Origin of the sequence: Pseudomonas tehranensis (genome assembly GCF_014268615.1) — a bacterium.
GTDB classification, from domain to species: Bacteria; Pseudomonadota; Gammaproteobacteria; order Pseudomonadales; family Pseudomonadaceae; genus Aquipseudomonas; species Aquipseudomonas tehranensis.
This window is the reverse complement of record NZ_JABWQV010000028.1, coordinates 1-24,675: the sequence shown is the minus strand read 5'-3', so window position 1 is coordinate 24,675 and position 24,675 is coordinate 1. Positions and strand designations below refer to the sequence as shown.

22 protein-coding genes are annotated in these 24,675 nt (G+C 60.6%); 17 read left to right on the top strand and 5 right to left on the bottom strand.

Translation table 11 applies throughout. The features are described from left to right. Positions 1-20 precede the first annotated feature (20 nt). Positions 21-995 carry a transcriptional regulator FtrA gene (gene ftrA / locus HU811_RS08070; protein WP_186655159.1) on the top strand — a complete coding sequence of 325 codons (975 nt, stop codon included), beginning with the start codon at positions 21-23 and terminating at the stop codon, positions 993-995. Positions 996-1,028: 33 nt separating this feature from the next. Here the strand turns inward: ftrA and cobF are convergent, their stop codons facing one another. Next, entirely contained in the window at positions 1,029-1,784 is a 756-nt protein-coding gene (gene cobF / locus HU811_RS08065; protein WP_186655156.1) for a precorrin-6A synthase (deacetylating), read from the bottom strand. Then, positions 1,781-2,359, bottom strand: coding sequence for a histidine phosphatase family protein (locus HU811_RS08060; protein ID WP_092400656.1), 579 nt, complete (start codon positions 2,357-2,359; stop codon positions 1,781-1,783). Before HU811_RS08060 ends, cobF begins: the two co-directional genes overlap by 4 nt. Before the next feature lie 299 nt (positions 2,360-2,658). On the opposite strand from HU811_RS08060, the gene HU811_RS08055 reads away from it, so the two are divergent. The 8 genes from HU811_RS08055 to HU811_RS08020 all read left to right on the top strand — a co-directional run bounded on the left by HU811_RS08055 (position 2,659) and on the right by HU811_RS08020 (position 10,992). Further along, a complete protein-coding gene (locus tag HU811_RS08055; protein ID WP_047228455.1) occupies positions 2,659-3,513 on the top strand; it encodes a MurR/RpiR family transcriptional regulator in 855 nt (284 codons plus the stop codon). A gap of 2 nt (positions 3,514-3,515) precedes the next feature. After that, the gene (locus HU811_RS08050; protein WP_076383986.1) at positions 3,516-4,160 is read left to right on the top strand and encodes a cysteine hydrolase family protein; all 645 of its coding nucleotides are present in this window, start codon (positions 3,516-3,518) and stop codon (positions 4,158-4,160) included. After that, positions 4,157-5,509, top strand: a complete 1,353-nt coding sequence (locus tag HU811_RS08045; RefSeq protein WP_186655153.1) for a glutamine synthetase family protein — start codon at positions 4,157-4,159, stop codon at positions 5,507-5,509. The genes HU811_RS08050 and HU811_RS08045 overlap by 4 nt, the downstream gene beginning before the upstream one ends. Beyond that, entirely contained in the window at positions 5,493-6,245 is a 753-nt protein-coding gene (locus HU811_RS08040) for an N-formylglutamate amidohydrolase (RefSeq protein ID WP_047228458.1), read from the top strand. The genes HU811_RS08045 and HU811_RS08040 overlap by 17 nt, the downstream gene beginning before the upstream one ends. Positions 6,246-6,321: 76 nt before the next feature. Next, positions 6,322-7,671, top strand: coding sequence for an APC family permease (locus HU811_RS08035; protein ID WP_186655151.1), 1,350 nt, complete (start codon positions 6,322-6,324; stop codon positions 7,669-7,671). A gap of 111 nt (positions 7,672-7,782) precedes the next feature. After that, positions 7,783-8,799 carry an arginine N-succinyltransferase gene (locus HU811_RS08030; protein ID WP_186655148.1) on the top strand — a complete coding sequence of 339 codons (1,017 nt, stop codon included), beginning with the start codon at positions 7,783-7,785 and terminating at the stop codon, positions 8,797-8,799. A gap of 61 nt (positions 8,800-8,860) precedes the next feature. Then, a complete protein-coding gene (gene astA, locus HU811_RS08025) occupies positions 8,861-9,895 on the top strand; it encodes an arginine N-succinyltransferase (RefSeq protein WP_186655145.1) in 1,035 nt (344 codons plus the stop codon). Between the two features lie 227 nt (positions 9,896-10,122). Further along, positions 10,123-10,992: an isocitrate lyase/PEP mutase family protein gene (locus tag HU811_RS08020; RefSeq protein ID WP_047228462.1), complete on the top strand. Its 870-nt coding sequence runs from the start codon at positions 10,123-10,125 to the stop codon at positions 10,990-10,992. A gap of 233 nt (positions 10,993-11,225) precedes the next feature. Here the strand turns inward: HU811_RS08020 and HU811_RS08015 are convergent, their stop codons facing one another. Next, entirely contained in the window at positions 11,226-12,455 is a 1,230-nt protein-coding gene (locus tag HU811_RS08015) for an acyl-CoA dehydrogenase (protein WP_186655143.1), read from the bottom strand. Positions 12,456-12,645: 190 nt separating this feature from the next. On the opposite strand from HU811_RS08015, the gene HU811_RS08010 reads away from it, so the two are divergent. The 3 genes from HU811_RS08010 (at position 12,646) to HU811_RS08000 (ending at position 15,208) form a co-directional block, all read left to right on the top strand. Continuing rightward, the gene (locus HU811_RS08010; RefSeq protein WP_186655141.1) at positions 12,646-13,575 is read left to right on the top strand and encodes a LysR family transcriptional regulator; all 930 of its coding nucleotides are present in this window, start codon (positions 12,646-12,648) and stop codon (positions 13,573-13,575) included. A 192-nt stretch (positions 13,576-13,767) separates the two neighbouring features. After that, positions 13,768-14,169: a MerR family transcriptional regulator gene (locus tag HU811_RS08005; protein WP_092400636.1), complete on the top strand. Its 402-nt coding sequence runs from the start codon at positions 13,768-13,770 to the stop codon at positions 14,167-14,169. 139 nt (positions 14,170-14,308) lie between these two features. Continuing rightward, complete coding sequence (locus tag HU811_RS08000) at positions 14,309-15,208, top strand: hydroxymethylglutaryl-CoA lyase (protein ID WP_092400634.1); 900 nt, start codon at positions 14,309-14,311, stop codon at positions 15,206-15,208. A 653-nt stretch (positions 15,209-15,861) separates the two neighbouring features. On the opposite strand, the gene HU811_RS07995 is transcribed toward HU811_RS08000, so the two are convergent. Beyond that, positions 15,862-17,559 carry an AMP-binding protein gene (locus HU811_RS07995; protein ID WP_186655139.1) on the bottom strand — a complete coding sequence of 566 codons (1,698 nt, stop codon included), beginning with the start codon at positions 17,557-17,559 and terminating at the stop codon, positions 15,862-15,864. Between the two features lie 187 nt (positions 17,560-17,746). Between HU811_RS07995 and HU811_RS07990 the strand changes: the two genes are divergently transcribed. The 4 genes from HU811_RS07990 to HU811_RS07975 are packed head-to-tail and all read left to right on the top strand — an operon-like array spanning position 17,747 to position 23,308. After that, positions 17,747-18,910, top strand: a complete 1,164-nt coding sequence (locus HU811_RS07990; RefSeq protein WP_047228468.1) for an isovaleryl-CoA dehydrogenase — start codon at positions 17,747-17,749, stop codon at positions 18,908-18,910. Positions 18,911-18,922: 12 nt separating this feature from the next. Then, positions 18,923-20,530: a carboxyl transferase domain-containing protein gene (locus HU811_RS07985; RefSeq protein WP_186655137.1), complete on the top strand. Its 1,608-nt coding sequence runs from the start codon at positions 18,923-18,925 to the stop codon at positions 20,528-20,530. Positions 20,531-20,543: 13 nt separating this feature from the next. Next, complete coding sequence (locus HU811_RS07980; RefSeq protein WP_186655134.1) at positions 20,544-21,359, top strand: gamma-carboxygeranoyl-CoA hydratase; 816 nt, start codon at positions 20,544-20,546, stop codon at positions 21,357-21,359. Continuing rightward, on the top strand, positions 21,359-23,308 hold the full coding sequence (locus HU811_RS07975; protein WP_186655131.1) for an acetyl-CoA carboxylase biotin carboxylase subunit: 1,950 nt from the start codon (positions 21,359-21,361) through the stop codon (positions 23,306-23,308). Before HU811_RS07980 ends, HU811_RS07975 begins: the two co-directional genes overlap by 1 nt. Before the next feature lie 30 nt (positions 23,309-23,338). On the opposite strand, the gene HU811_RS07970 is transcribed toward HU811_RS07975, so the two are convergent. Then, a complete protein-coding gene (locus HU811_RS07970; RefSeq protein ID WP_186655128.1) occupies positions 23,339-23,986 on the bottom strand; it encodes a LexA family protein in 648 nt (215 codons plus the stop codon). Positions 23,987-24,115: 129 nt separating this feature from the next. On the opposite strand from HU811_RS07970, the gene HU811_RS07965 reads away from it, so the two are divergent. After that, positions 24,116-24,457 (top strand): DUF6124 family protein, encoded by a 342-nt coding sequence (locus HU811_RS07965; RefSeq protein WP_092400621.1) that lies wholly within the window; start codon positions 24,116-24,118, stop codon positions 24,455-24,457. Positions 24,458-24,675 lie beyond the last annotated feature (218 nt).

The window sequence follows — 24,675 nt, the reverse complement described above, 5'->3', positions numbered from 1 at the left end:
CTGTGGGAATTTTCCGCCATATGCAGCCTAATCCCGGTCTGGTCGCCATCCTCGCCTACGACGGCCTGTGCACCTTCGAATTCGGCATTGCCATCGAGATATTCGGCCTTGCCCGGCCTGAGTTCGACTTCCCTTGGTACAAACACCGGATCGTTGCCGTCGACGACGGCCCGATGCGCGCCATGGGCGGCTTCCAGATCCTGGCCGATGGCGGCATGGAACTACTGCAAACGGCGCGAACCATCGTGGTGCCCGGCTGGCACAGTCGCGACGAACCACCGCCGCCGGCGCTGCTTGAGGCACTGCGCAGCGCTCATGCCCGAGGCGCGCGCTTGCTCTCGATCTGCTCCGGGGCATTCGTGCTGGCCGCCGCCGGGTTGCTCGATGGGCTGGGTGCTACCACTCACTGGCGCTACACCGACGAACTGGCCAGAAGTTTTCCCGCCATCCTGGTAGACCCGGATGTGCTGTACGTGGATTCGGGGCAAGTCATTACCTCGGCCGGCAGCGCCGCGGGCATTGACGCCTGCCTGCACCTGGTGGCGCGGGATTTCGGCACTCAGGTCGCCAACACCGTGGCGCGGCGACTGGTGATGTCACCGCAACGCACAGGCGGCCAGGCGCAGTTCATTCCTGCGCCGGTCAGCCGCACGCCACGCAGCGATTTGTCCGGCGTCATGCACTGGGCCCGCGAACGCCTGCACGAACCGCTCGGTGTGCGCGAACTGGCCAGCCAGGCGGCCATGAGCGAGCGCACCTTCTTACGGCATTTCACCCAGGCCTGCGGGCTATCGCCCAAGGCCTGGCTGCAACATGAGCGCCTGGCCCGGGCGCGTGAGCTGCTGGAAAGCACCGAAGACAACACCGACAACATCGCCCAGTTGTGCGGCTACCGCTCGGTGGAAAGCTTTCGCGTGGCATTTCGCGGCGTCGTGGGGTTGGCGCCGTCAGTTTACCGGGAGCGGTTTGGGCGTGGGGCGAAGGCGGTCAGCTAACACGGGAACTGCCGAACACGGGGGTTTGAGCTATCAAGGTTTGCGTAACAAATAAGTATCCATGATCCACCCATTGGCCTGCCGCGCAGCCTTGCGGGCGAGTTCGATGTCATCAGCCACATCCCCGAGCCGGCCGGCGATGAGGATTTCATCCGGGGTCCCCACATAGGCCCCCCAATAAATATGCGTATCCGGATCGCTCACCTGACGATACGCATCTTCAGCATCAAGCATCACCACCACGCTTGGCGAGTCACCGACCTGCCCTGCCGCCAGCCGGCGGCCCGTGGTGATCTCCAGCGAACCGCCAATGCTGTTCAATGGCACCTTATGCTGCGCCGCGAGGGCCTGGACGCTGGTGATGCCCGCAATCACCTCGAATTCGAAGGCGCAGCGCCCCTCATCGAGAATCGACTGCAAGATACGCACGGTGCTGTCGTACAACGACGGATCGCCCCAGACCAGGAAACCGCCGCACTGCCCGTCAGACAACTCATCATCGATCAACCGCTCGAAGGTGGCCTGCTTCGCCCGGTTCAAATCTTCGACACTGGCGGCGTAGTCCACGTCGCCGCGTTGTCGCTCGGGGCTGTAGGCTTCGACGAAACGGTACGTACGATCAACGATGTAGCGTTGGCAGATTTCCCGCCGCAGATCCAATAACGTCTGCTTGGCAGGCCCCTTGTCCATGAGAAAGAACACATCCACCCGATTCAAGGCTTTCACCGCCTGGATCGTCAGGTAATCCGGATCGCCGGCACCGATACCGATGACTGACAGTTTTTTCATTCAAGTGACTCCTGGCCCGGACCCTGGGTGCGCAACCGCCACACCCCGTTGAAACGCAACTCGACAGTGGACAGCGGTTCGATGTCGATACGGTTGAAGACAGCTGCCGGACAGCCCAATACCGTCACCAGAGCCGCACGGATCACGAACGGATGAGTGACGGCCAACACATGCCCCGGCCGGCCTTCCAGGCTGGCCAGCCAGTCTCCGACACGATGGCACAAGCGGGTGACGGATTCGCCGCCATGGGGAGCGGCATCGGGATCGTCGAGCCAGGCTTGCAGGGGTTGCGGCTCGACCTTGAGCAACTGGTCGATGGACAGGCCACGCCAGCGACCCAGATCGCAGTCGGCCAGATCAGCGACCACCTGGACCTCGTCGCCAAACAGGGCGGCAGTCTGCCGGGTGCGCAACTCCGGCCCGCAGAGCAACTGCCGGACATTTCGGTAGCCGTGGCCCGGCTCCGGGCGTTTGGCCAGCCAGTCGGCCTCCAGCGGTTCATCCAGACCGAAACGCGCCTGCTTCTGGGCGACGGTGCGGGCATGGCAGATCAGGGTCAGGCGAGTGGCTTGCACGCACGGTACTCAGAGAGTCGAACGGGTTTCATGGAGGTGATACTCAGGGTTTTTCTTGTACAGCACCTTATATGAAATCAAATAACTGAGACAAAAAGGCGTTATGTCTTACACCGACAGAGGCATCAACTGACATATCGGATCTATGCGATCAAGTCCCCGTCCTACAAGGCTTTCGCACTACTTTCGTGCATTTTAAACAGAACGTAAAAACCACTGGACATGTAGTACCCGCTACATAAATACTATTTTCAGGAGTTATGAAAGAAATCCAACACCCATCCAGGCAAGGAGCACGGATGCCGCCTCTTCGAGACCTGATTACCGATCCGGGCTTGGTTTTGACGCCGTCAGAACGCAAGGTCGTACGGGCCCTGCTTGATCATTACCCGCGCAACGGCCTCGGGCCAATGTCGCGCCTGGCCGATCATGCCGGGGTCAGTGATCCGACTATCGTGCGGCTGGTGAAAAAACTCGGATTTGGCGGTTATGCCGAATTCCAGGATGCGCTGCTCAGTGACATGGACCATCGCCTGCGCTCCCCTCGCACCCTGTTGCAACCGCGGGCCAAATTGCAGCAAGGCGACACCTGGAGCCAGTACCTGGCCACCAGCCAGCGTATCCTCACCGACACCCAGGCCCTGACTCAACCCGAAGACGTGCGTATTCTTGTGCAATGGCTGCTCGACAGCCGGCATCAGGTGCATTGTTTTGGCGGGCGCTTCAGCAGCTTCCTTGCCCAATACCTGCTCAACCACTTGCGCTTGCTGCGTGCGGGTTGTTTTGCCCTGGAAGACAACGCCCAGTTACCCGACCGGTTGTTCGACGTGCAGCGCCAGGATGTGGTGCTGATCTTCGATTATCGTCGCTATCAGGCCCAGGCCCAACGCGTGGCCAGCGCGGCCAAGGAGCGCCACGCGCGGGTGGTGCTGTTCAGCGACGTCTACACCTCACCGCTACGGGAACTGGCCGACCTGATCATCAGCGCTCCGGTGGAATCGATCTCGGCCTTCGACAGCCTGGTGCCGGCACTGGCCCAGGTCGAAGCCCTCATCGCCTGCCTGACTTTGCAATGCCCTGATCTGGCCGAGCGCCTGGAAGGTATCGACACCTTGCGCACGGCGTTCAACACGCACCTGTTGGAGGAAAAATAAGGATGTTCTCGCTCCCTCACCACTCCCCTCGGGATTTGCCATTCACCTGCGACCATACCGCCTTGCTACTGGTGGACATGCAACGCGCCTGGCTGGAACCGCAATTCGATGCCCACCTGGCCACGCCCGAGGCCGACTATTTCATCCGCCGTGCCCGCCAGCAGGTGATCCCCAATCAGCAGCGCCTGCTCGAAGCGGTGCGGGCGGCGCAGCAAAACGTGTTGCACACCCACATCCAGAGCCTGACTGCCGATGGTCGTGATCGCTCGCTGGACCACAAGCTGTCGGACATGCACCTGCCCAAAGACAGCCCGCAAGCCCAGATCATCGCCGAGTTGGCGCCGCGGGAAAATGAGATCGTGCTGCCCAAGACGTCTTCGGGGGTCTTCAACTCCACCAACATCGATTACGTGCTGCGCAACCTGCAGACCCGTCATCTGATCATCGCCGGCATCGTCACCGACCAGTGCGTCGACATGGCCGTGCGCGACGCCGCCGACCGCGGCTATCTGGTCACACTGGTGGAAGATGCCTGCGCCACTTACAGCGAACAACGTCATCTGGCCTGCCTGAATGCGATCAAAGGTTATTGCTGGATCACCGATACCGACACCGTGCTCGGTCGGTTGCAGGAGATGCAACCGTGAGCCGTCTCGATGCCGCAACGCCCCTGGCCCCGCTGCCCGTGTCCACGCTGGTCTGCACCGACCTGATCGGCGTAACCCGCGGTCGCTCGTTGCCCAGTGATGAACTGCCCCATTACGTCGACGCCGGTTGTGGCTGGGTGCCGGCCAACAGTGCGCTGACGCCCCAGGACATCATCGCCTCGGCCAACCCGTGGGGCGCTTATGGCGACCTGCGACTGATCCCGGACCTCTCCAGCCGGGTCACTGTCGACAATGGCCCGGATGCCCAGGCACCCGCCCTGGATTTCATTCATTGCGATGTGCGGGAAACCGATGGTCGGCCCTGGGCCGCTTGCCCTCGCACATTGCTGCATGACGAAGTGCAACGTTATCGCGCCGAGCTGGGCTTGCAGGTGTTCGCCGCGTTCGAGCATGAATTCAACCTCGATACCCCTCACCCCCAACCGGATCGCCTGGCCTTCAGCCTCCAGGCCCAGCGCCAGCAGGCCGGGTTCGCCGGATGGTTGCTCAGCGCATTGCGGGCAGGCGGCGTCGAACCGGAAATGTTCCTGCCGGAATACGGCAAGCATCAGTATGAAATCACCTGCCGCCCGACCCTGGGCGTGGCCGCCGCCGACCGTGCGGTGAACGTGCGGGAAATCACCCGGGAGATCGCCCGGCAGATGGGCCTGGAGGTGAGTTTCGCCCCCAAGACTTCGGAACATGCCGTGTGCAACGGCGTGCATTTGCACATGAGTCTGCAAGACCTGGACGGCGTCCCCGTGCTGCATGATGCTGGCGTCGCCAACGGCCTGTCGGACCTGGGCCAGCACTGGGCCGCCGGGGTGCTGCACTATCTGCCCGCCCTGTGCGCGATCACCGCGCCGACACCGGTGTCCTATGAACGCCTGCAACCCCATCACTGGAGCGCGTCCTACGCCTGCCTGGGGCAACGTAACCGCGAAGCGGCGTTGCGCATCTGCCCGACGGTGAGCGTGAGCGGAAAACCGGTGGCGACCCAGTACAACCTGGAGTTTCGCGCCATGGACGCCACCGCTTCGCCGCACCTGGCGCTGGCGACGCTGTTGATCGCCGGGCGACTGGGCATCGAGCAACGGCTGGCGCTCACGGCGGTCACCGATGAAATACCCGATGAATTGAACGAAGCACAACGTCGTGCCCGTGGCATTATCGCCCTGCCGACGACCCTGGCCCAGGCGCTGGATTGCCTGCGCCACAGCGGGGCGCTGTTGGAAGCCCTGCCCGGCCCGCTGGTCGAAACCTATTTCGCCTTGAAGGCCCAGGAGCTGGCCTTGACCCAGGCGCTGTCACCTGCTGAGCTGTGTGAGCACTATGCGCGAATCTATTGAATGTGCTGAATCGGGCCTTTATACCGGGCCGGCTTATCGCCTGATCCGGGAAGACGCCGAACACCCGTTGATCCTGGTCTGTGAACACGCCGACCGCTTTATTCCCGCCGCGTTGAACGACCTTGGCCTGGATGAGACGGCGGCCCAGGAGCACATTGCCTGGGATATCGGTGCCCTGGCGCTGGCCGAACAACTGTCCGAAACCCTTGGAGCGACCTTGTTGGCGGCCAACTATTCACGGCTGCTGATCGACCTGAACCGTCCCCTTCACGTCGCCGACAGCATCCCGCACCAGAGCGAGATCTACCAGATTCCGGGCAACCAGTCCCTGGATGAGGCCACCCGTGAATATCGCCAGCGGTGCCTGTTCCATCCCTTCCATGATCGACTGCGAGCGTTGATCGACCAGCGTCTGGCCGACAACCGGACGGTGCGGGTGGTGGGCATCCACAGTTTTACGCCGGTGTTCTACGGCCAACCCCGCGCCCTGGAAGCGGGCGTGCTGTTCGGCGAGGCCAAGGACTATGCCCAACGCATCGTCGACGGGCTAAGCCGGCACTCGCTGCGGGTCGCCGGCAACCAGCCGTACAAGATCAACCCTTCGACCGATATGACGGTTCCGGTACATGGCGATGGACGCGGCCTGGATTCGGTATTGATCGAAGTGCGCAACGACCTGCTACGCAGCCCGACAGCGGTGCAGGCCTGGAGTGCTTATCTGGCGCCGTTGTTGTAGGAAAGCAGCGGCAAGGTTTGAGCGGCAAGCGACAAGCAAGAGCACACCCACACACAGCTGAGAGGGAGAACGGCTTATGAGTATCGAGGCATTTGGCTATAAACAGGAATTGAAGCGCAGCCTGTCGCTGACGGACCTGGTGGTGTACGGGATGATTTTCATGATCCCCATCGCACCGTTCGGCGTGTATGGCTACGTCAACGCCGAGGCGCCGGGGATGGTGCCGTTGGCGTATATCATCGGCATGGTGGCGATGCTCTTCACGGCCTTGAGCTACGGCAGCATGGCCAGGGCTTTTCCGGTGGCCGGCTCCGTCTATTCCTACGCGCAACGGGGCCTTAACCCACACGTGGGCTTCATCGCCGGTTGGCTGATGCTGCTGGACTATCTGCTGATCCCGCCCCTGCTCTATGTCTACGCCGCCATGGCACTGAACCATCTGTACCCGGACGTTCCCAAGGTCGGTTTCATTCTGGCATTCCTGGTCAGCGCGACCTTCGTCAATCTGCGGGGCATCACCTTCACCGCACGGATGAATATCATTTTCCTGCTGGCGCAACTGATGGTGCTGGCCATTTTCCTGTTCTACGCCTGGAATGCCTTGCAGGGTGGCGCCGGTAACGGCCAACTGACCCTGGCACCGCTGTACAGCCCGGAGCGTTTTGATTTCGCGCTGTTGATGCAGGCCGTGTCCATCGCCGTGTTGTCGTTCCTGGGCTTCGATGCCATTTCCACCCTGGCCGAAGAAATCAAGAATGATCCGGGGCGCAGCGTGGGCAAGGCAGCGTTGATCACGCTGCTGGTGATGGGAGTGATTTTCGTCGTGCAGACCTGGATTGCCACCGACCTGGCGGCCGGTATGGGCTTCAAATCGGCCGATACCGCGTTTTATGAAATCGCCGAATTGGCGGCCGGCAGTTGGCTGGCCACTTTGACCGCCGTCGCCACGGCGCTGGCCTGGGGCGTGGCTGTGGCGATCACCTCGCAAGCGGCGGTATCGCGGCTGTTGTTCGGCATGGCCCGGGACGGCAAGTTGCCCAAGGTGTTGGCCAAGGTCCATCCGAAACATAACACCCCATACTTGAGCATCTATCTGGTAGCGGTGCTGTCGCTGTTGATCTGCTACCTGTTCATCGATGCCGTGGACACCCTGACTTCCCTGGTCAATTTCGGCGCCTTGAGCGGCTTCATGTTGTTGCATATCACCGTGATCAACCATCACTGGCGCCGCCAGCGGTCCGGCCAGGTGATTCGTCACCTGATCTGCCCTTTGATCGGCTTCGGCATTGTCGCGGCCATCATGTACAACATGGGCGTGGATGCGCAGAAGCTCGGCTTGATATGGATTGCCGCAGGCCTGGTCTATCTGGTCGTGCTCAATAAGTTCGGCACCGATACTGCCCTGCCTGACCCTGCGGGACAGTGAGGATCGGCGGTCGAAGGGGTTCGACCAGCCGTCGTCACAATGCGTGGACATCGACAGTGATCGTCAAGCCCGGTGCACGTCACCGGGCTCTTTGGAAAAGGAGTGCAATCCATGCTGGCCTTACGTCCAGTTCAATTAAGCGACCTGCCGCAATTGCAGCAACTGGCCCGTGACAGTCTGGTGGGCGTCACATCGCTTCCCGACGATACCGAACGCCTGAGGGACAAAATCCTCGATTCATGTGCCTCGTTCGAGACCGACGTGCAGAGCCCTGGTGCAGAGAATTATTTCTTCGTCCTGGAGGACCTGGCATCCGGGCAATTGACCGGCTGTTCCGAGATTCTCGCCAGCACCGGCTGCAATGAGCCGTTCTACAGCCTGCGTCATCGACCGTTTACCAGCGAGTCCCGGGAATTGAACATCCAGCACGGCGTACCCGCGCTGTCGCTGTGCCAGGACCTCAATGGCCAGACGCTGCTGCGCGGCTTTCATATCGACGCCGGACGAGTACGCACGCCGGAATCGGAGTTGCTGTCCCGGGCGCGGCTGATGTTCATCGCCGCCCATCCGCAACGTTTTGCCGAATCAGTGATCACTGAGATCGTTGGCTTCAGCAGCGATGACGGTCAGTCACCGTTCTGGGATGCCGTCGGCCAGCATTTTTTCGACCTGCCCTACGCCGAAGCCGAACGCTTGTGCGGGCTGCAGAGCCGCACCTTTCTCGCCGAACTGATGCCGCAATACCCGATTTATGTACCCATGCTGTCTCAGGCGGCCCAAGCCTGTATCGGTCGGGTGCATCCCGACGGCCAGGAAGCCTTCGACATCCTGGAGCGCGAGGGTTTCGAAACCAACAGCTACGTGGATATCTTCGACGGAGGGCCGACACTGCATGCTCGTGTGGCGAACATCCGCTCCATCACCCAAAGCCGTATAGCCACGGCCCGACAATGCTCAAACATTGACCTGGGCGGGCGCTTTCTGCTGAGCAACGACGGCTTGAAGAATTACCGGGCCATCGTGGCCGAGCTTGACGTCAGTGCCGAGGGCACCGTGTCCCTGACACCGCAGATGCTGGCAGCACTGGGTATCACCGACGGCGAACGGGCCCGGGTGGTTGCGCTATGAACCTGACGCGATTCCCCGCCCGGCATCAGCGCCCCGACTGGCACCATGAAGGAGCTGCATCATGATTGTGCGCCCGGTCGCTCTGACGGATCTGCCCGCCTTGCTGGACCTGGCCCATTGCGCGGGTCCCGGGTTCACCAGCCTGCCGGCCAACGAAGAACGCCTGGCCCATCGAGTGCGCTGGGCCCAGCGCACCTTTGCCGGACAAGTCGAACGCGCCGACGCCGATTACCTGTTCGTGCTCGAGGACGATGATCGGCAAGTAGTCGGTATCAGCGCCCTGACCGGCGCGGTCGGACTGCGTGAGCCCTGGTACAACTATCGAGTCGGGGTCACCGTCAGCTCCGCGCCTGAACTGGGCATCCAGCGGCAGATACCCACGCTGTTCCTCAACAATGAGATGACCGGGCAATCGGAGATCTGCTCCTTGTTCCTGCATCCCGAACAACGCCGCGGCCATAACGGACGCCTGCTGTCCCTGGCGCGCTTGCTGTTCGTGGCCGAGTTTTCCCAGTTGTTCGGTGAGAAACTGATCGCCGAGTTGCGAGGGCACGCCGACGAGCACGGCTGCTCACCGTTCTGGGACAGCCTGGGCCGGCACTTCTTCCAGAAAGACTTCAGCTACGCCGACCAATTGTCCGGCATGGGCAACAAATCCTTCATCGCCGAGCTGATGCCGCGCCAACCGCTGTACACCTGCCTGCTCACCGAACAGGCCCAGGCGGCTATCGGCAGGGCCCACCCGAACACCGAGCCGGCCCTGAAAATCCTCGGCGCCGAGGGTTTTACCCATAAAGGCTACATCGACATCTTCGATGGCGGCCCGGTGATCGAAGCGCCAGTGGCGAAAATCCGAACCGTACGCGACAGCCAGTCGCTGACCCTGGCCATCGGCACGCCAGACGAACAGGCACCGGTCTGGCTGATCCATAACCGTCGGCTGGCGAGCTGCCGCGTTACCAGTGCCCGAGCACACCTGCACGGCCACAGCCTGCTGGTAGACCGCCTCACGGCCAAACGTCTGCAAATGCAACCAGGTGACACGGTGCGCGCCGTGGCGTTGCTTAAACAGGGGCGGCAGGCGGTGGCGGCGTAGGCCGGGTTCGAGCACAAAGACCTCGTCCACTGAAACGCGTCAACTACCGCCCCTTTGCCTGCACCTTGGTCACGTCAATCATTGCGTGCAACGTGTCGAGTTGCTGTTCAATCCGGCATCGCCCATGCACATTCGTCATCATCTTTAAGCCTTGCGCGTGATAGCCTTTGGATCTTTCGGCGTTGACACTTTTGCTCAAGCCTTTCCATTCCAATGGTGGAACTCATATGCCCAGGCTTTCCCATCAAGACTTGCGTCGCAACTTTCGCCAACTGCTGGCGAGCGAAACCTGTTACCACACCGCCTCGGTGTTTGATCCGATGTCAGCGCGCATCGCCGCCGACCTGGGTTTTGAAGTAGGGATACTGGGAGGTTCGGTCGCGTCGCTGCAAGTGTTGGGGGCGCCGGACTTTGCCCTCATCACACTCAGCGAATTCGCCGAGCAGGCCACGCGCATTGGCCGCGTAGCCCAACTGCCGGTAATTGCCGACGCCGATCACGGTTATGGCAACGCCCTGAACGTGATGCGCACCATCATCGAACTCGAGCGCGCCGGCGTGGCGGCCCTGACCATCGAAGACACGCTGCTGCCGGCCCAGTTCGGCCGCAAATCCACCGACCTGATCGGCGTTGCCGAAGGCGTCGGCAAGATTCGCGCAGCGCTGGAAGCCCGGGTCGACCCGGAAATGGCGATCATTGCCCGCACCAACGCCGGGATCTTACCGGTCCAGGAAATCATCAGTCGGACCCAGCAATATGAACGTGCCGGCGCCGACGGGATTTGCATGGTGGGTGTGCAGGACTTCGACCACCTGGCGCAGATCAGCGAAAACCTGAGCGTGCCGTTGATGCTCGTCACCTATGGCAATCCATTGCTGCGTGACGACAAACGCCTGGCAGAGCTCGGCGTGCGCGTCACCATTGATGGTCACGGTGCCTACTTCGCCGCGATCAAGGCCACCTATGACAGCCTGCGCGAACAGCGGCAGATCTTCACCCAGGCGTCGGACCTGAGCGCCACCGAGCTGACCCACACGTACACCCAGCCCGAGGATTACATCCGTTGGGCCGAGGAATACATGAGCGTCAAGGAGTGAGCTGACTTCCCGCGTCACATTGCAGGACGCCTCGCGAGCAGGCTCGCTCCCACAGGGTCATCCATTAATGGACGCCTGCAATCAACTGTGGGGGCGGGCTTGCTCGCGAAGACGCAGGCACATTCAACATCAACTGTTCAGACAAACCGCATTCGCGAGCAAGCCCGCTCCCACAGGGGATGGCGGTGGGCTCTGGACTGGCTCATCCAATAGAAAGCCGCTAAACGAAGCCTTCAACGCCCGCTGCGCAACATCTCCTTGGGCACGTACTTGCCGATTTCGAACTTGCCGATGGCGGCGCGGTGCACTTCATCCGGGCCGTCGGCCAGGCGCAAGGTGCGTTGCATGGCGTACATGTAGGCCAGCGGGAAATCGTTGGAAACCCCGGCGCCACCATGGATCTGGATTGCCCGGTCGATGACCTTCAAGGCCACGTTCGGCGCAACGACCTTGATCTGGGCGATCTCACTCTTGGCGACCTTATTACCGACGGTGTCCATCATGTACGCCGCTTTCAAGGTCAGCAGGCGCGCCATGTCGATTTCCATCCGTGAATCGGCGATCTTGTCGACGTTGCCGCCCAGGCGCGCCAATGGCTGGCCGAAGGCGGTGCGGCTGACGGCACGTTTGCACATCAACTCCAATGCACGCTCGGCCATGCCGATGGAACGCATGCAGTGGTGGATCCGGCCTGGGCCGAGGCGACCCTGGGCAATTTCAAAACCGCGCCCTTCGCCCAGCAAGACGTTTTCGTACGGCACCCGCACATTGTCGAACAACACTTCGGCGTGGCCGTGGGGCGCATCGTCGTAGCCGAATACCGGCAGCGGACGGACGATTTTTACCCCAGGTGTGTCCACCGGCACCAGAATCATCGAGTGCTGGGCATGACGCGGCGCGTCGGGGTTGCTCAGGCCCATGAAGATCAGAATCTTGCAGCGCGGATCACAGGCCCCAGAGGTCCACCACTTCTTGCCGTTGATCACCCACTCGTCGCCATCGCGCTCGGCGCGGGCGGCCATGTTGGTGGCGTCCGAAGAAGCAACGTCCGGCTCGGTCATGGCGAAGGCCGAGCGGATCTCGCCGCGCAGCAGCGGTTCCAGCCAGCGTTGTTTCTGTTCTTCGTTGGCGTAACGCACCAGCACTTCCATGTTGCCCGTGTCCGGCGCCGAGCAGTTGAACGGCTCCGGCCCCAGCAACGAACGGCCCATGATCTCTGCCAACGGCGCGTATTCGAGGTTGGTCAGGCCAGCGCCCAGCTCAGACTCGGGCAGGAACAGATTCCACAGCCCCTCGGCTTTGGCCTTGGCCTTGAGCTCTTCCATGATGGAGGTGGGCTGCCAGCGGTCGCCTTCGGCCACTTGTCGTTCGAACACTGCTTCAGCCGGGTATACGTAGGCGTCCATGAACGCGGTGACACGTTCACGCAGTTCCTGAACCTTGGGGGAATACGCAAAATCCATGAGAAGCACCTTCTTGGCAGAGGTTGTTTTTAGGTCATGAAATCGATGCTAGTTCAGCTACGAAAATTTACCTAACCTATTCTCGGCGTGTATTAACATTCATCACCGATATATGGTTCACTGATTTGCATCGCCACCCGGCACCTCACAACAAGCTTAAGAACAAGCCCAATAACAAGAGTGCAGCGCCATGAATCTGAGCAAGGTCGACCTCAACCTTTTCATCGTCTTTGATGCGATCTACACCGAAGCCAACCTGACCCGCGCCGGGCAGATCGTCGGCATCACTCAGCCGGCGGTGTCCAATGCCCTGGCGCGTTTGCGCGAGACCTTCAATGACCCGCTGTTCGTGCGCACGGCCCAAGGCATGGTACCCACGCCCATGGCCCAGAACATCATTGGCCCGGTGCGCAATGCCTTGTCACTGTTGCGGGTGTCGGTGCAGGAAAGCCGGATCTTCAACCCGCTGCAAGCGGTCAAGACCTACCGCATCAGCATGACCGACCTTACCGAAGGCGTGATCCTGCCACTGCTGTTCCAGCGCCTGCGACGTCTGGCGCCGACCGTGGCCATCGAGAGTTTCCTGTCCAAGCGCCGTGAAACCACCAAGGAGTTGGCCGCCGGTCGCCTCGACTTCGCCGTCGACGCGCCACTCAATACCGACCCGCAAGTGCGCCACGTCAAGCTGATGGAAGACCGGTACGTGTGCGCCATGCGCAAGGGGCACCCACTGGCGAGCAAGGAAAAAATCAGCCTCGATGATTACCTGGCCCAAACTCATGTGCATATTTCCAGCCGCCGTAACGGTCTGGGTTATGTCGACCTGGCCCTGGGCAAGATGGGCATCCAGCGCAAGATCGCCCTGCGCTCCCAGCATTACTTGATGGCGTCCCAGGTGTTGCAACAGACCGACATGGTCATGACCGTCCCCGAGCGCTTTGCCCGTCGTCACGATCTGCATGCCTTTGTGTTGCCGGTCAACGATGTGCCCCCCGTGGAAACCCATCTCTACTGGCATGAAAGCACCGACCAGGACCCGGCCAACCGCTGGATGCGCGAACAAATGATCGAGCTGTGCCAGCAGGTGACGGCGCATGAGAAAAAGCTTGATAAGGTTTAGGCGATCAAAATTGTGGGAGCGAGCCTGCTCGCGATGGTGCCGGGTCAGTCAACATTAATGCTGACAGGTATACCGCTATCGCGAGCAGGCTCGCTCCCACAAGTGGTGTGTCTGCATTGAGACCTGATTGCTTGACGTGAACGTCAACCTGCCATTAGCTTAGCGCCAGCCCCTTTCGTTTCGAGCGCTTCCATGAGCAGCCAGACCTACAGCATCTCCGACCTCGCCCGCGAACTGGATATCACCACCCGGGCCATCCGCTTCTATGAAGAGCAAGGCCTGCTGAGCCCGGAGCGACGTGGCCAGGAACGCATTTATTCACCTCGGGACAAGGTCAGCCTGAAGCTGATCCTGCGAGGCAAACGCATCGGTTTTTCCCTGGCCGAGTGCCGTGAACTGATCGAACTCTACGACCCCACCAGCGGCAATCAGAAACAACTGCACAGCATGCTGGCGAAGATCACCGAGCGCCGGGAGCAGCTCGAACAGCAACTGCTGGACATCGAACAGATGAAACTGGAACTCGACACCGCCGAAGAACGCTGCATCCAGGCCCTGGAGCAGACGATCAAAGGCCAGGAATTCATCCAATAACGACGCCAATCCCATGTGGGAGCGGGCTTGCTCGCGAATGCAGACTTACATTCAGCTCATCTGGCGACTGTCACACTGCTTTTCGCGAGCAAGCCCGCTCCCACATTGGATCGGCGCACTCAACTACAGGTCAATCCCCATGTCCCTTCCCTCCTTTGTACGCCTGATTGAAGTTGGCCCCCGCGACGGCCTGCAGAATGAAGCACAACCCATCAGTGTCGCCGACAAAGTGCGCCTGGTGGATGCCCTGAGCGCCGCCGGCCTGGGTTATATCGAAGTCGGCAGTTTTGTCTCGCCCAAGTGGGTGCCGCAAATGGCCGGTTCCGCCGAGGTGTTCGCGCAGATCCAGCGCAAACCCGGCGTCACCTATGGCGCCCTGGCGCCGAACCTGCGGGGGTTTGAAGACGCGCTGGCGGCCGGCGTGAAAGAGGTCGCCGTGTTCGCCGCCGCGTCCGAAGCGTTCTCCCAGCGCAACATCAACTGTTCCATCAAGGAAAGCCTTGAGCGCTTCGTGCCGATCATGGAAGCCGCCCGGCAGAACGGTGTCAGCGTGCGCGGTTACGTCTCCTGCGTGCTGGGCTGCCCGTACGAAGGCGCGGTCAAGCCCGAACAAGTGGCGTGGGTCGCCCACGAACTGTACGCAATGGGCTGCTACGAGGTGTCCTTGGGAGACACCATCGGCACCGGCACCGCTGGCGCCACACGCAAGATGTTCGAGGTGGTTTCGGCACAAGTGCCCAGGGACAAGCTTGCCGGGCACTTCCACGATACCTACGGCCAAGCCATGGCCAACGTCTACGCCAGTCTGCTGGAAGGCATCGCCGTGTTCGACAGTTCTATCGCAGGCCTGGGCGGTTGCCCGTATGCCAAGGGCGCCAGCGGTAACGTTGCCACCGAAGACGTGTTGTACCTGCTCAATGGCCTGGGCATTGAAACCGGCGTCGACCTGGACGCACTGATGGGTGCCGGCCGGCAGATCTGTGACGTGCTGGGTCGCCCTACCGGTTCGCGGGTAGCCAAGGCGCGCGCCGCACAGTGAGGTGTTACCGCTCCCTGTGTAACAGCTACGAAACGAGTAACACGGAAACAATTTGTCAGGTTTGGTCTGACAGCTTTTTCTACAAGAATCCATAACTCATTGATTTTGTTCATTTTTTAAAAGTTGGCACGGCACCTGCTATATCTCTGGCATAACAAGAATAAAAAAAAGCGACAAACCCAATAAAAACAAGACGAAACGACTCTGACATAACAAAAACAACACGACAGAGGCGCAGCTAACAGATTTTTTTGGAGAAGATGGGCTTTTCAGGGTGCTTTCAGGAGCAACCCGCAACCGGGCAGAGAACAATAAAACTACCTTCAGGTAGCTCCCGAATCGGTTGGATCGCGAAGCGAAAAAGCAGGTCAGCGCTCAAAAAAATACGTTTGCTCTTGATCCCGGATGGGGATCACCAAAACAGCGGTAAAGGGTCACGGCTACTAAAAACAACAACAGGCCGCCCCTCAATAATAAAAAAAGAGCACGTGACGACAAAATTAAAGGGGAGCTTCGGCTCCCCTTTGTGCTGTCTGGCGTTTGCTATTTTCTTGTGGGAGCGGGCTTGCTCGCGAAAGCGGTGTGCCAAGCGACATAAATGTTGACTAGGCCGCCGTCTTCGCGAGCAAGCCCGCTCCCACAGGGGATCTTGTTCAGCCTTCTTTATCACGCAGTTCTTCGATGCTGATCTCGCGCATGCGAAACTTCTGGATCTTGCCGGTCACGGTCATCGGGAACTCCTCGACGAACTTGAAATGACGTGGCGTCTTGAAGTGAGCAATGCGCTCTTTGCACCAGGCCTGTAACGCTTGCTCGGTGGCGCTGTGGCCGGGATGGAACTTGATCCAGGCGACGATTTCTTCACCGTAGCGCGAGCACGGAATGCCGATCACTTGCACATCAGCAACAGCGGGGTGAGTGAAGAAGAATTCTTCCAGCTCACGCGGGTAAATGTTCTCACCACCACGGATGATCATGTCCTTGTTGCGCCCGACGATGCAGACGTAACCTTGTTCGTCCATGCTCGCCAGGTCGCCGGTGTGCATCCAACCGTCCCGATCGATGGCGTCGGCGGTGCCCTTGGGGTTGTTCCAGTAACCGAGCATCACGCTGTAGCCACGGGTACACAACTCGCCGATGGTGCCACGGGGAACGATATTGCCGGCCTCGTCGACGATCTTGCTTTCCAACTGCGGCTGGGTACGGCCAACGGTGGTCACGCGCAATTCCAGTTCGTCTGAAGGACCGGTCTGCAACGACACCGGGCTGGTTTCCGTCATGCCGTAGGCAATTTGCACTTGGGCCATGTGCATCTCGCTGATGACCCGGCGCATCACCTCAATGGGGCAAGTGGCCCCGGCCATAATCCCGGTACGCAGGCTGGACAAATCAAAATCGCCTCGTTGCGGCTGGTCCAGCATGGCGATGAACATGGTGGGCACGCCATACAGCGCCGTGGCTTTTTCTTCGGCCACGGTACGCAGGGTCAGCAACGGATCGAAGGCGTCGTTGGGGTAGATCATGGTGCTGCCGTGGGTCATGCAGCCCAGATTGCCCATGACCATGCCAAAACAATGGTAGAGCGGTACCGGGATCACCAGCCGGTCGCTCGCCGTCAGTCCCAGGCTTTCGCCGACCATGTACCCATTGTTGAGGATGTTGTGATGGCTGAGGGTTGCGCCCTTGGGAAACCCAGTGGTGCCGGAGGTGTACTGGATATTCACCGGGTCATCATGATGCAGGCTGGCTTGGCGCTCGACCAGTTGCTCAGGCGAAACCGCAGCGCCAAGGGCTGCCAGTTGCGACCAGGGCAAAAAACCTGAGGGGGGTTGAGCATCCAGACTGATGACCCCGCGTAGCTCCGGCAGACCCTCGCTGTGCAACTGACCTATCGACTGCTGCGCCAGCTCAGGCGCAAGCGCTTGCACCATGGCGTGATAATCCGAGGTTTTGAACGCTGCGGCGCAGACCAGCCATTGGCAACCCGACTGCTTGAGCACGTATTCGAGTTCGGAACTGCGATACGCCGGGTTGATGTTGACCAGAATGACACCGATCTTCGCGCTGGCGAACTGGCTGATGCACCACTGAGCACAGTTGGGGGCCCACACGCCAAGACGGTCGCCGGCTTTCAAGCCCAGCGCCAATAGGGCTCGGGCGTGCAAGTCGACGGCTTCGGCCAGTTGCCGCCAGGTATAACGCAACGATTGGTGGCGAACCACCAACGCCTCGCCATCGGGATACCGGGCCACAGTCTGATCGAAGGCCTCGCCGATGGTGTGCGCCAGTAGAGTCTTGTCCTGAGAGCCGCGGGTGTAGCTGAGCTGCGATTGCGAACCGGGTTGATCCATGATGACCCCTCTTGTCTTTATTAGTGGGTGTATCGGTGAACCTGCTGACTCAAGCGCACTTACTGTGGCGCAAGTTGACGTTAACGTAAAGGGTGATTGACAGTCATTCGTCACAGGCTTACGTTAACGTAAAGGTGAGAGCCAACCCCCCCTCTCCACACCCGACAAAAAAGCCAAAAGGTGTCCCATGAGCTACCCATCCCTGAACTTTGCCCTCGGCGAAACCATCGACATGCTTCGTGATCAGGTGCAGGCCTTCGTCAAAGCTGAGCTAGCGCCACGGGCCGCCCAGATAGACATCGACAACCTGTTCCCTGCCGACATGTGGCGCAAATTCGGCGACATGGGCCTGCTGGGCATCACCGTCCCGGAAGAATATGGCGGCGCTGGTCTGGGCTATCTGGCCCACGTGGTGACAATGGAAGAAATCAGCCGCGGCTCGGCCTCGGTCGCCCTCTCCTACGGCGCCCACTCCAACCTCTGCGTCAACCAGATCAACCGCAACGGCAATCACGAACAGAAAACCAAGTACCTGCCCAAGCTGATCAGCGGCGAACACATCGGCGCGCTGGCCATGAGCGAACCCAACGCCGGCTCTGACGTGGTGTCGATGAAGCTGCGGGCCGACAAGCGCGGCGATCACTACGTGCTCAACGGCAGCAAGACCTGGATCACCAACGGTCCCGACGCCAACACCTACGTGATCTACGCCAAGACCGACCTGGAAAAAGGCCCCCACGGCATTACCGCCTTCATCGTCGAGCGCGACTGGAAGGGCTTCAGTCGCAGCAACAAATTCGACAAGCTCGGCATGCGCGGCTCCAACACCTGCGAGTTGTTTTTCGATGACGTCGAAGTCCCGGAAGAAAACATCCTCGGGGTGCTCAACGGCGGCGTGAAAGTGTTGATGAGCGGCCTCGATTACGAGCGTGTCGTGCTGTCGGGCGGCCCTACCGGGATCATGCAAGCCTGCATGGACCTGATCGTGCCGTACATCCACGACCGCAAGCAGTTCGGCCAGAGCATCGGCGAATTCCAGTTGATCCAGGGCAAAGTCGCGGACATGTACACCCAACTCAACGCCAGCCGAGCCTATCTCTATGCCGTAGCCCAAGCCTGCGAGCGCGGCGAAACCACCCGCAAGGACGCCGCCGGGGTCATCCTCTACAGCGCCGAACGCGCCACGCAGATGGCCCTCGACGCGATCCAGATTCTGGGGGGTAACGGCTACATCAATGAATTCCCGGCCGGTCGCCTGCTGCGTGACGCCAAGCTGTACGAAATCGGTGCCGGCACCAGTGAGATTCGTCGGATGTTGATCGGTCGTGAACTGTTCAACGAAACCCGCTAAACGGAGCTGTCCATGGCCACGCTGCATACCCAGCTCAATCCGCGCTCAGCGGAATTTATTGCCAACCGCGAGGCGATGCTCAAACAGGTCGACGCTTTGCACACCCTGCTCGCTCAGGTTCAACAAGGTGGCGGCCCCAAGGCGCAGGAACGCCACACCTCGCGGGGCAAACTGCTGCCCCGTGAGCGCATCAATCGCTTGCTCGATCCGGGTTCGCCGTTTCTCGAGATCAGCCAACTGGCAGCTTACGAGGTGTATGGCGAAGACGTGCCGGCCGCGGGCGTGATTGCCGGGATCGGCCGGGTGGAAGGCGTCGAGTGCATGATTGTCGCCAACGACGCGACGGTAAAAGGCGGTTCCTACTATCCGCTGACGGTGAAGAAACATCTGCGAGCCCAGACCATCGCCCAGCAAAATCGCCTGCCGTGCATTTATCTGGTGGATTCGGGCGGTGCCAACCTGCCGCGCCAGGACGAAGTGTTTCCCGACCGTGAACACTTCGGACGGATCTTCTTCAATCAGGCAAACATGAGTGCCATGGGCATTCCACAGATTGCCGTGGTCATGGGTTCCTGCACCGCCGGTGGCGCCTACGTGCCGGCAATGGCCGACGAAGCGATCATGGTTCGCCAGCAAGCCACGATTTTCCTCGCCGGCCCACCGCTGGTGAAAGCGGCCACCGGAGAGGTGGTCAGTGCTGAAGACCTGGGCGGTGCCGATGTGCACTGCAAGATCTCGGGCGTCGCCGACCACTACGCCGACAACGATGAACACGCCCTGGCCATTGCTCGGCGCAGCGTCGCCAACCTCAACTGGCGCAAGCTCGGCGAAGTGCAGCAACGCGCCCCCATCGCCCCGCTGTATTCAAGCGACGAGCTGTACGGCGTGGTTTCGGCGGACGCCAAGCAGCCGTTTGACGTGCGCGAAGTGATTGCGCGGCTGGTGGACGGTTCGGTGTTCGATGAGTTCAAGGCGCTGTTCGGGACGACGCTGGTATGCGGTTTTGCTCACTTGCACGGCTACCCGATCGCGATTCTCGCCAACAACGGCATCCTCTTCGCCGAAGCCGCACAGAAAGGCGCGCACTTCATCGAGCTGGCCTGTCAGCGGGGTATCCCGCTGCTGTTCCTGCAAAACATCACGGGTTTCATGGTCGGGCAGAAATACGAAGCCGGCGGCATCGCCAAGCACGGCGCGAAGCTGGTGACGGCGGTGGCCTGCGCCAAGGTGCCGAAATTCACGGTCATCATCGGCGGTAGCTTTGGGGCCGGCAACTATGGCATGTGCGGCCGCGCCTACGACCCACGGTTCCTGTGGATGTGGCCGAATGCGCGGATTGGCGTGATGGGTGCCGAACAGGCCGCCGGCGTATTGGTGCAGGTCAAGCGCGAACAGGCCGAACGTAGTGGCCATCCGTTCAGCGCCGCCCAGGAAGCTGAAATCAAACAACCGATTCTCGATCAGTACGAAGAGCAGGGCCACCCCTACTATTCCAGCGCGAGGCTGTGGGACGACGGCGTCATCGACCCCGCCCAGACCCGCGATGTACTGGGCCTGGCCTTGTCCGCGTCGTTGAACGCGCCCATCGAACCGAGCCGCTTCGGCGTGTTCCGGATGTAAACGGGGAATGCACATGGATAACTTCAACACCCTCGAACTGCTCAGCGACCCCCGCGGCTTTGCGACCTTGTGGCTCAGCCGTGAACAGAAAAACAACGCGTTCAACGCCGAAATGATCCGCGAGCTGATCCTTGCCCTGGACCATGTCAGCAGTGATCCGAATCTGCGTTTTCTGCTGATCCGTGGTCGCGGTAAACACTTCAGCGCCGGTGCCGACCTGGCCTGGATGCAGCAGTCAGCCGAACTCGATTACCACACCAACCTGGACGACGCCCGGGAACTGGCGGAGCTGATGTACAACCTCGCCAAGTTGAAAATTCCTACCGTGGCGGTGGTCCAGGGCGCGGCGTTTGGCGGCGCGCTGGGGCTGATCAGCGCCTGCGACATGGCCATTGGCGCCGATCAAGCGCAGTTCTGTCTGTCGGAAGTACGCATCGGCCTGGCGCCGGCGGTGATCAGCCCCTTCGTGGTGCAAGCCATCGGAGAGCGGGCCGCGCGGCGTTACGCCCTGACCGCCGAACGCTTCGACGGACAGCGGGCGAAAGAGATCGGGTTGCTGTCGGAAAGTTACCCCGTCGAAACCCTGGAGCAGCAGGTCGAACAATGGGTCGACAACCTGTTGCTCAACAGTCCGGCGGCCATGCGCGCCAGCAAGGAACTGTTGCGTGAAGTCGGCAATGGCGCCCTGACACCGGCATTGCGGCGCTATACCGAAAACGCCATCGCCCGCATCCGCGTCAGTGCGCAAGGCCAGGAAGGTTTACGAGCGTTCCTGCAAAAGCGCTCGCCCAGTTGGCAAGCCGAATCGAACAACAAGGAGCCGCGTTGATGAGCGCCCCCATCCTCACCACATTGCTGGTGGCCAACCGTGGTGAAATCGCTTGCCGCGTGATGCGCACCGCCAAGGCCATGGGGCTGACCACAGTGGCCGTCCACAGCGCCACCGATCGCGATGCCCGTCACAGCCGTGAAGCCGATATCCGTGTAGACCTGGGCGGTAGCAAGGCCGCTGATAGCTATTTGCAAATCGACAAACTGATCGACGCGGCCAAGACCAGCGGCGCCCAGGCTATCCATCCCGGGTATGGTTTTCTTTCGGAAAATGCCGGGTTCGCCCGGGCCATCGAAAACGCCGGCCTGATCTTCCTCGGCCCGCCCGCCTCGGCCATCGATGCCATGGGCAGCAAGTCCGCCGCCAAAGCCCTGATGGAAACCGCCGGCGTACCCCTGGTGCCCGGTTATCACGGCGAAGCCCAGGACTTGGAGACCTTCCGCGACGCCTGCGAACGCATCGGCTATCCGGTACTGCTCAAGGCTACGGCCGGCGGCGGCGGCAAAGGCATGAAAGTGGTCGAGGACGTCAGCCAACTGGCCGAAGCCCTGGCTTCGGCCCAGCGTGAAGCGCAATCGTCGTTTGGCGATTCGCGGATGCTGGTGGAAAAATACCTGCTCAAGCCACGGCACGTGGAAATCCAGATTTTTGCCGATCAGCACGGCAACTGTCTGTACCTCAATGAACGTGATTGCTCGATCCAGCGGCGGCATCAGAAGGTCGTCGAAGAAGCACCCGCGCCGGGCCTGAGCCCGGAACTGCGGCGGGCCATGGGCGAAGCCGCCGTGCGTTCGGCTCAAGCCATCGGCTATGTCGGTGCCGGTACCGTGGAATTTCTGCTGGATGCGCGTGGTGAGTTCTTCTTCATGGAGATGAACACGCGCCTGCAAGTCGAACACCCGGTGACCGAAGCCATAACCGGCCTTGATCTAGTGGCATGGCAGATTCGCGTGGCACGTGGCGAGCGGCTTCCAATGACACAGGAGCAAGTGCCACTGCGGGGCCACGCTATCGAAGTGCGCCTCTATGCCGAGGACCCGGCCAACGACTTCCTGCCGGCTACAGGGCGCCTGGCGTTGTATCGCGAGTCGAGTGCGGCACCGGGTCGTCGGGTCGACAGCGGCGTGGAGGAAGGCGATGAGATTTCACCGTTCTACGACCCGATGCTCGGCAAGCTGATTGCCTGGGGCGAGGATCGTGAACAGGCGCGGTTGCAGCTTTTGAGCATGCTCGACGAGTTTGCCATCGGCGGGCTGAAAACCAACATCGGATTTCTACGACGCATCGTGGCCCACCCCGCCTTTGCGGCGGCGGAGTTGGACACTGGATTTATCCCACGTTACCAGACGCAACTATTGCCAGAGCCCGGCGAATTGGATGACGACTTCTGGCGCGCGGCGGCCCATGGCTTCGCCTTGAGCCTGACGCCGCGTGCACGGCCCGATGACGCCAACTCACCTTGGGCCAACACCGCAGGACTGCGTCTGGGGCTGCCAAGACAGACCACTGTGCACCTTAGCTGTGAGGGCCAGGATCGAGCGTTGACCCTGGACGTCACAGCCGGTCGTACAGAATTCCTGGGTGAGCAACTGGTGATCGAGCACGATGGCCTGCGTCGCAAGCATCGCGCCATTCGCCAGGGCGACAGTCTGTATCTGCAATGGGAAGGTGACCTGCACCGAGTCGACGTGTACGACCCGCTGGCCGCCGCCGAAGCCAGCCACAGCCACCAAGGCGGCCTGACCGCCCCCATGAACGGCAGTATTGTTCGGGTGCTGGTGAGTGCTGGCCAAACGGTGGAAGCCGGGACGCAACTGGTGGTATTGGAGGCGATGAAAATGGAGCACAGCATTCGTGCGCCCCAGGCCGGTGTGATCAAGGCCCTGTATTGCCAGGAAGGCGAAATGGTCAGCGAGGGCTGCGCGTTGGTGGCGTTCGAAGAATAAGTATCGGCCCGCTCCCACAGGCCGATCCAGTCAGAACCTGATGGTGGCCTGCACGACCACACCGATGATGCGGCATTGCTCGGTGTACAGGGTTTTCGGGTAGGTGGGATTGAGCGGGACCAGGTAACGCTGCCCGCTCTCTTCGATCAATTTGCGAAAGGTGGCGTCACTGCTGTCAGGCAACTGGGCAACCACCAGTTTGCCGGGCACAGCTTCAATGGCCGGGTCCACCAGGATCGACATTCCCTCGGGAATGCTCAACCCGCTGGGTGATGTCATCGCATCCCCCACCACCACCAGCCAGAATGCGTCCCCCTGAGCGTGATAGTCCGTCAGCTCATAGCGCGCCTGGCTGCAGGACGGCAGATCGCCTTCGCGAATCTCGCCTACCTCGCTCCACTCACTTACCGGGTAGCGGAAGTACGGATTGTACTTCTGCGCCAGGGCCATGCCTTCCTCGGTGGAGGTGTCCGGCTCGCGGATCACCATTGCCACTTCAAGAAACTCCAGCCCCAGCTCCCGCAGGACCCGGTTCATGTCGTCGACACTGGGTTGCCGGCGCTTGGTCAGCCAATGGCCGACGCCGCCCTGGGACATCCCCAAACGTTCTGCGAGCACCACTTGCGTGATGCGCAGCTCCTTCATCTTGGCCTTGACCAACTCTATCCATTTATCCATGTGCGGCACGATACTTGGCTGGCTCCGACCATCAAAACACAAAATGTAGTATTTAAATTATCGTCACAATTACGATAGGTACTATTCTGGATTCAGGATTTCAGCCCCTACACGGAGAATCTAGACACCATGGACAGACTCAACAACGATGAGCCCACTCGCCCTTTCGACAGTACATTCACCTCGCTGCAGGACTGCCCGGCGGCCCAACGCGCTCTGGACTACTACTTGAAACCGGGTATGTCAGAAGCGCCTGCAGAACATCGCTTCTTCGACGTGAACCGCAACATCAGCGCAGAAGAGGCCTTGGTCCATGCTTGCGACCTGCTGCGCTGTGCGGCCGCCACCGCCCAGGAATCCGCCAGCCGACTACAAGGGTCGAGCCGCGACCTGGCTTTTTCAGTGGTGCATATGATTGATCTGGTCAAGGTGATGCTTGACCGGTCACTGGATGGCTACCCTACTCGCTAGGCGTAACACTTGGGAATGGCACCGCGAATGCGGGACCAGGAAAATATTTTCCAATAGGCAGGATAAAAACATTTGACTTGCAAATGATAATGATTATTATTGCATCAGCTGGTCGCGAGATCAGTCGATAGGCCAGAAGACCTTAGGTCGGACTTCTGGAATATCTCCTCATCAGGCTAATCACGGTTTTTGACCCGGCTTTTTGCCGGGTCTTTTTT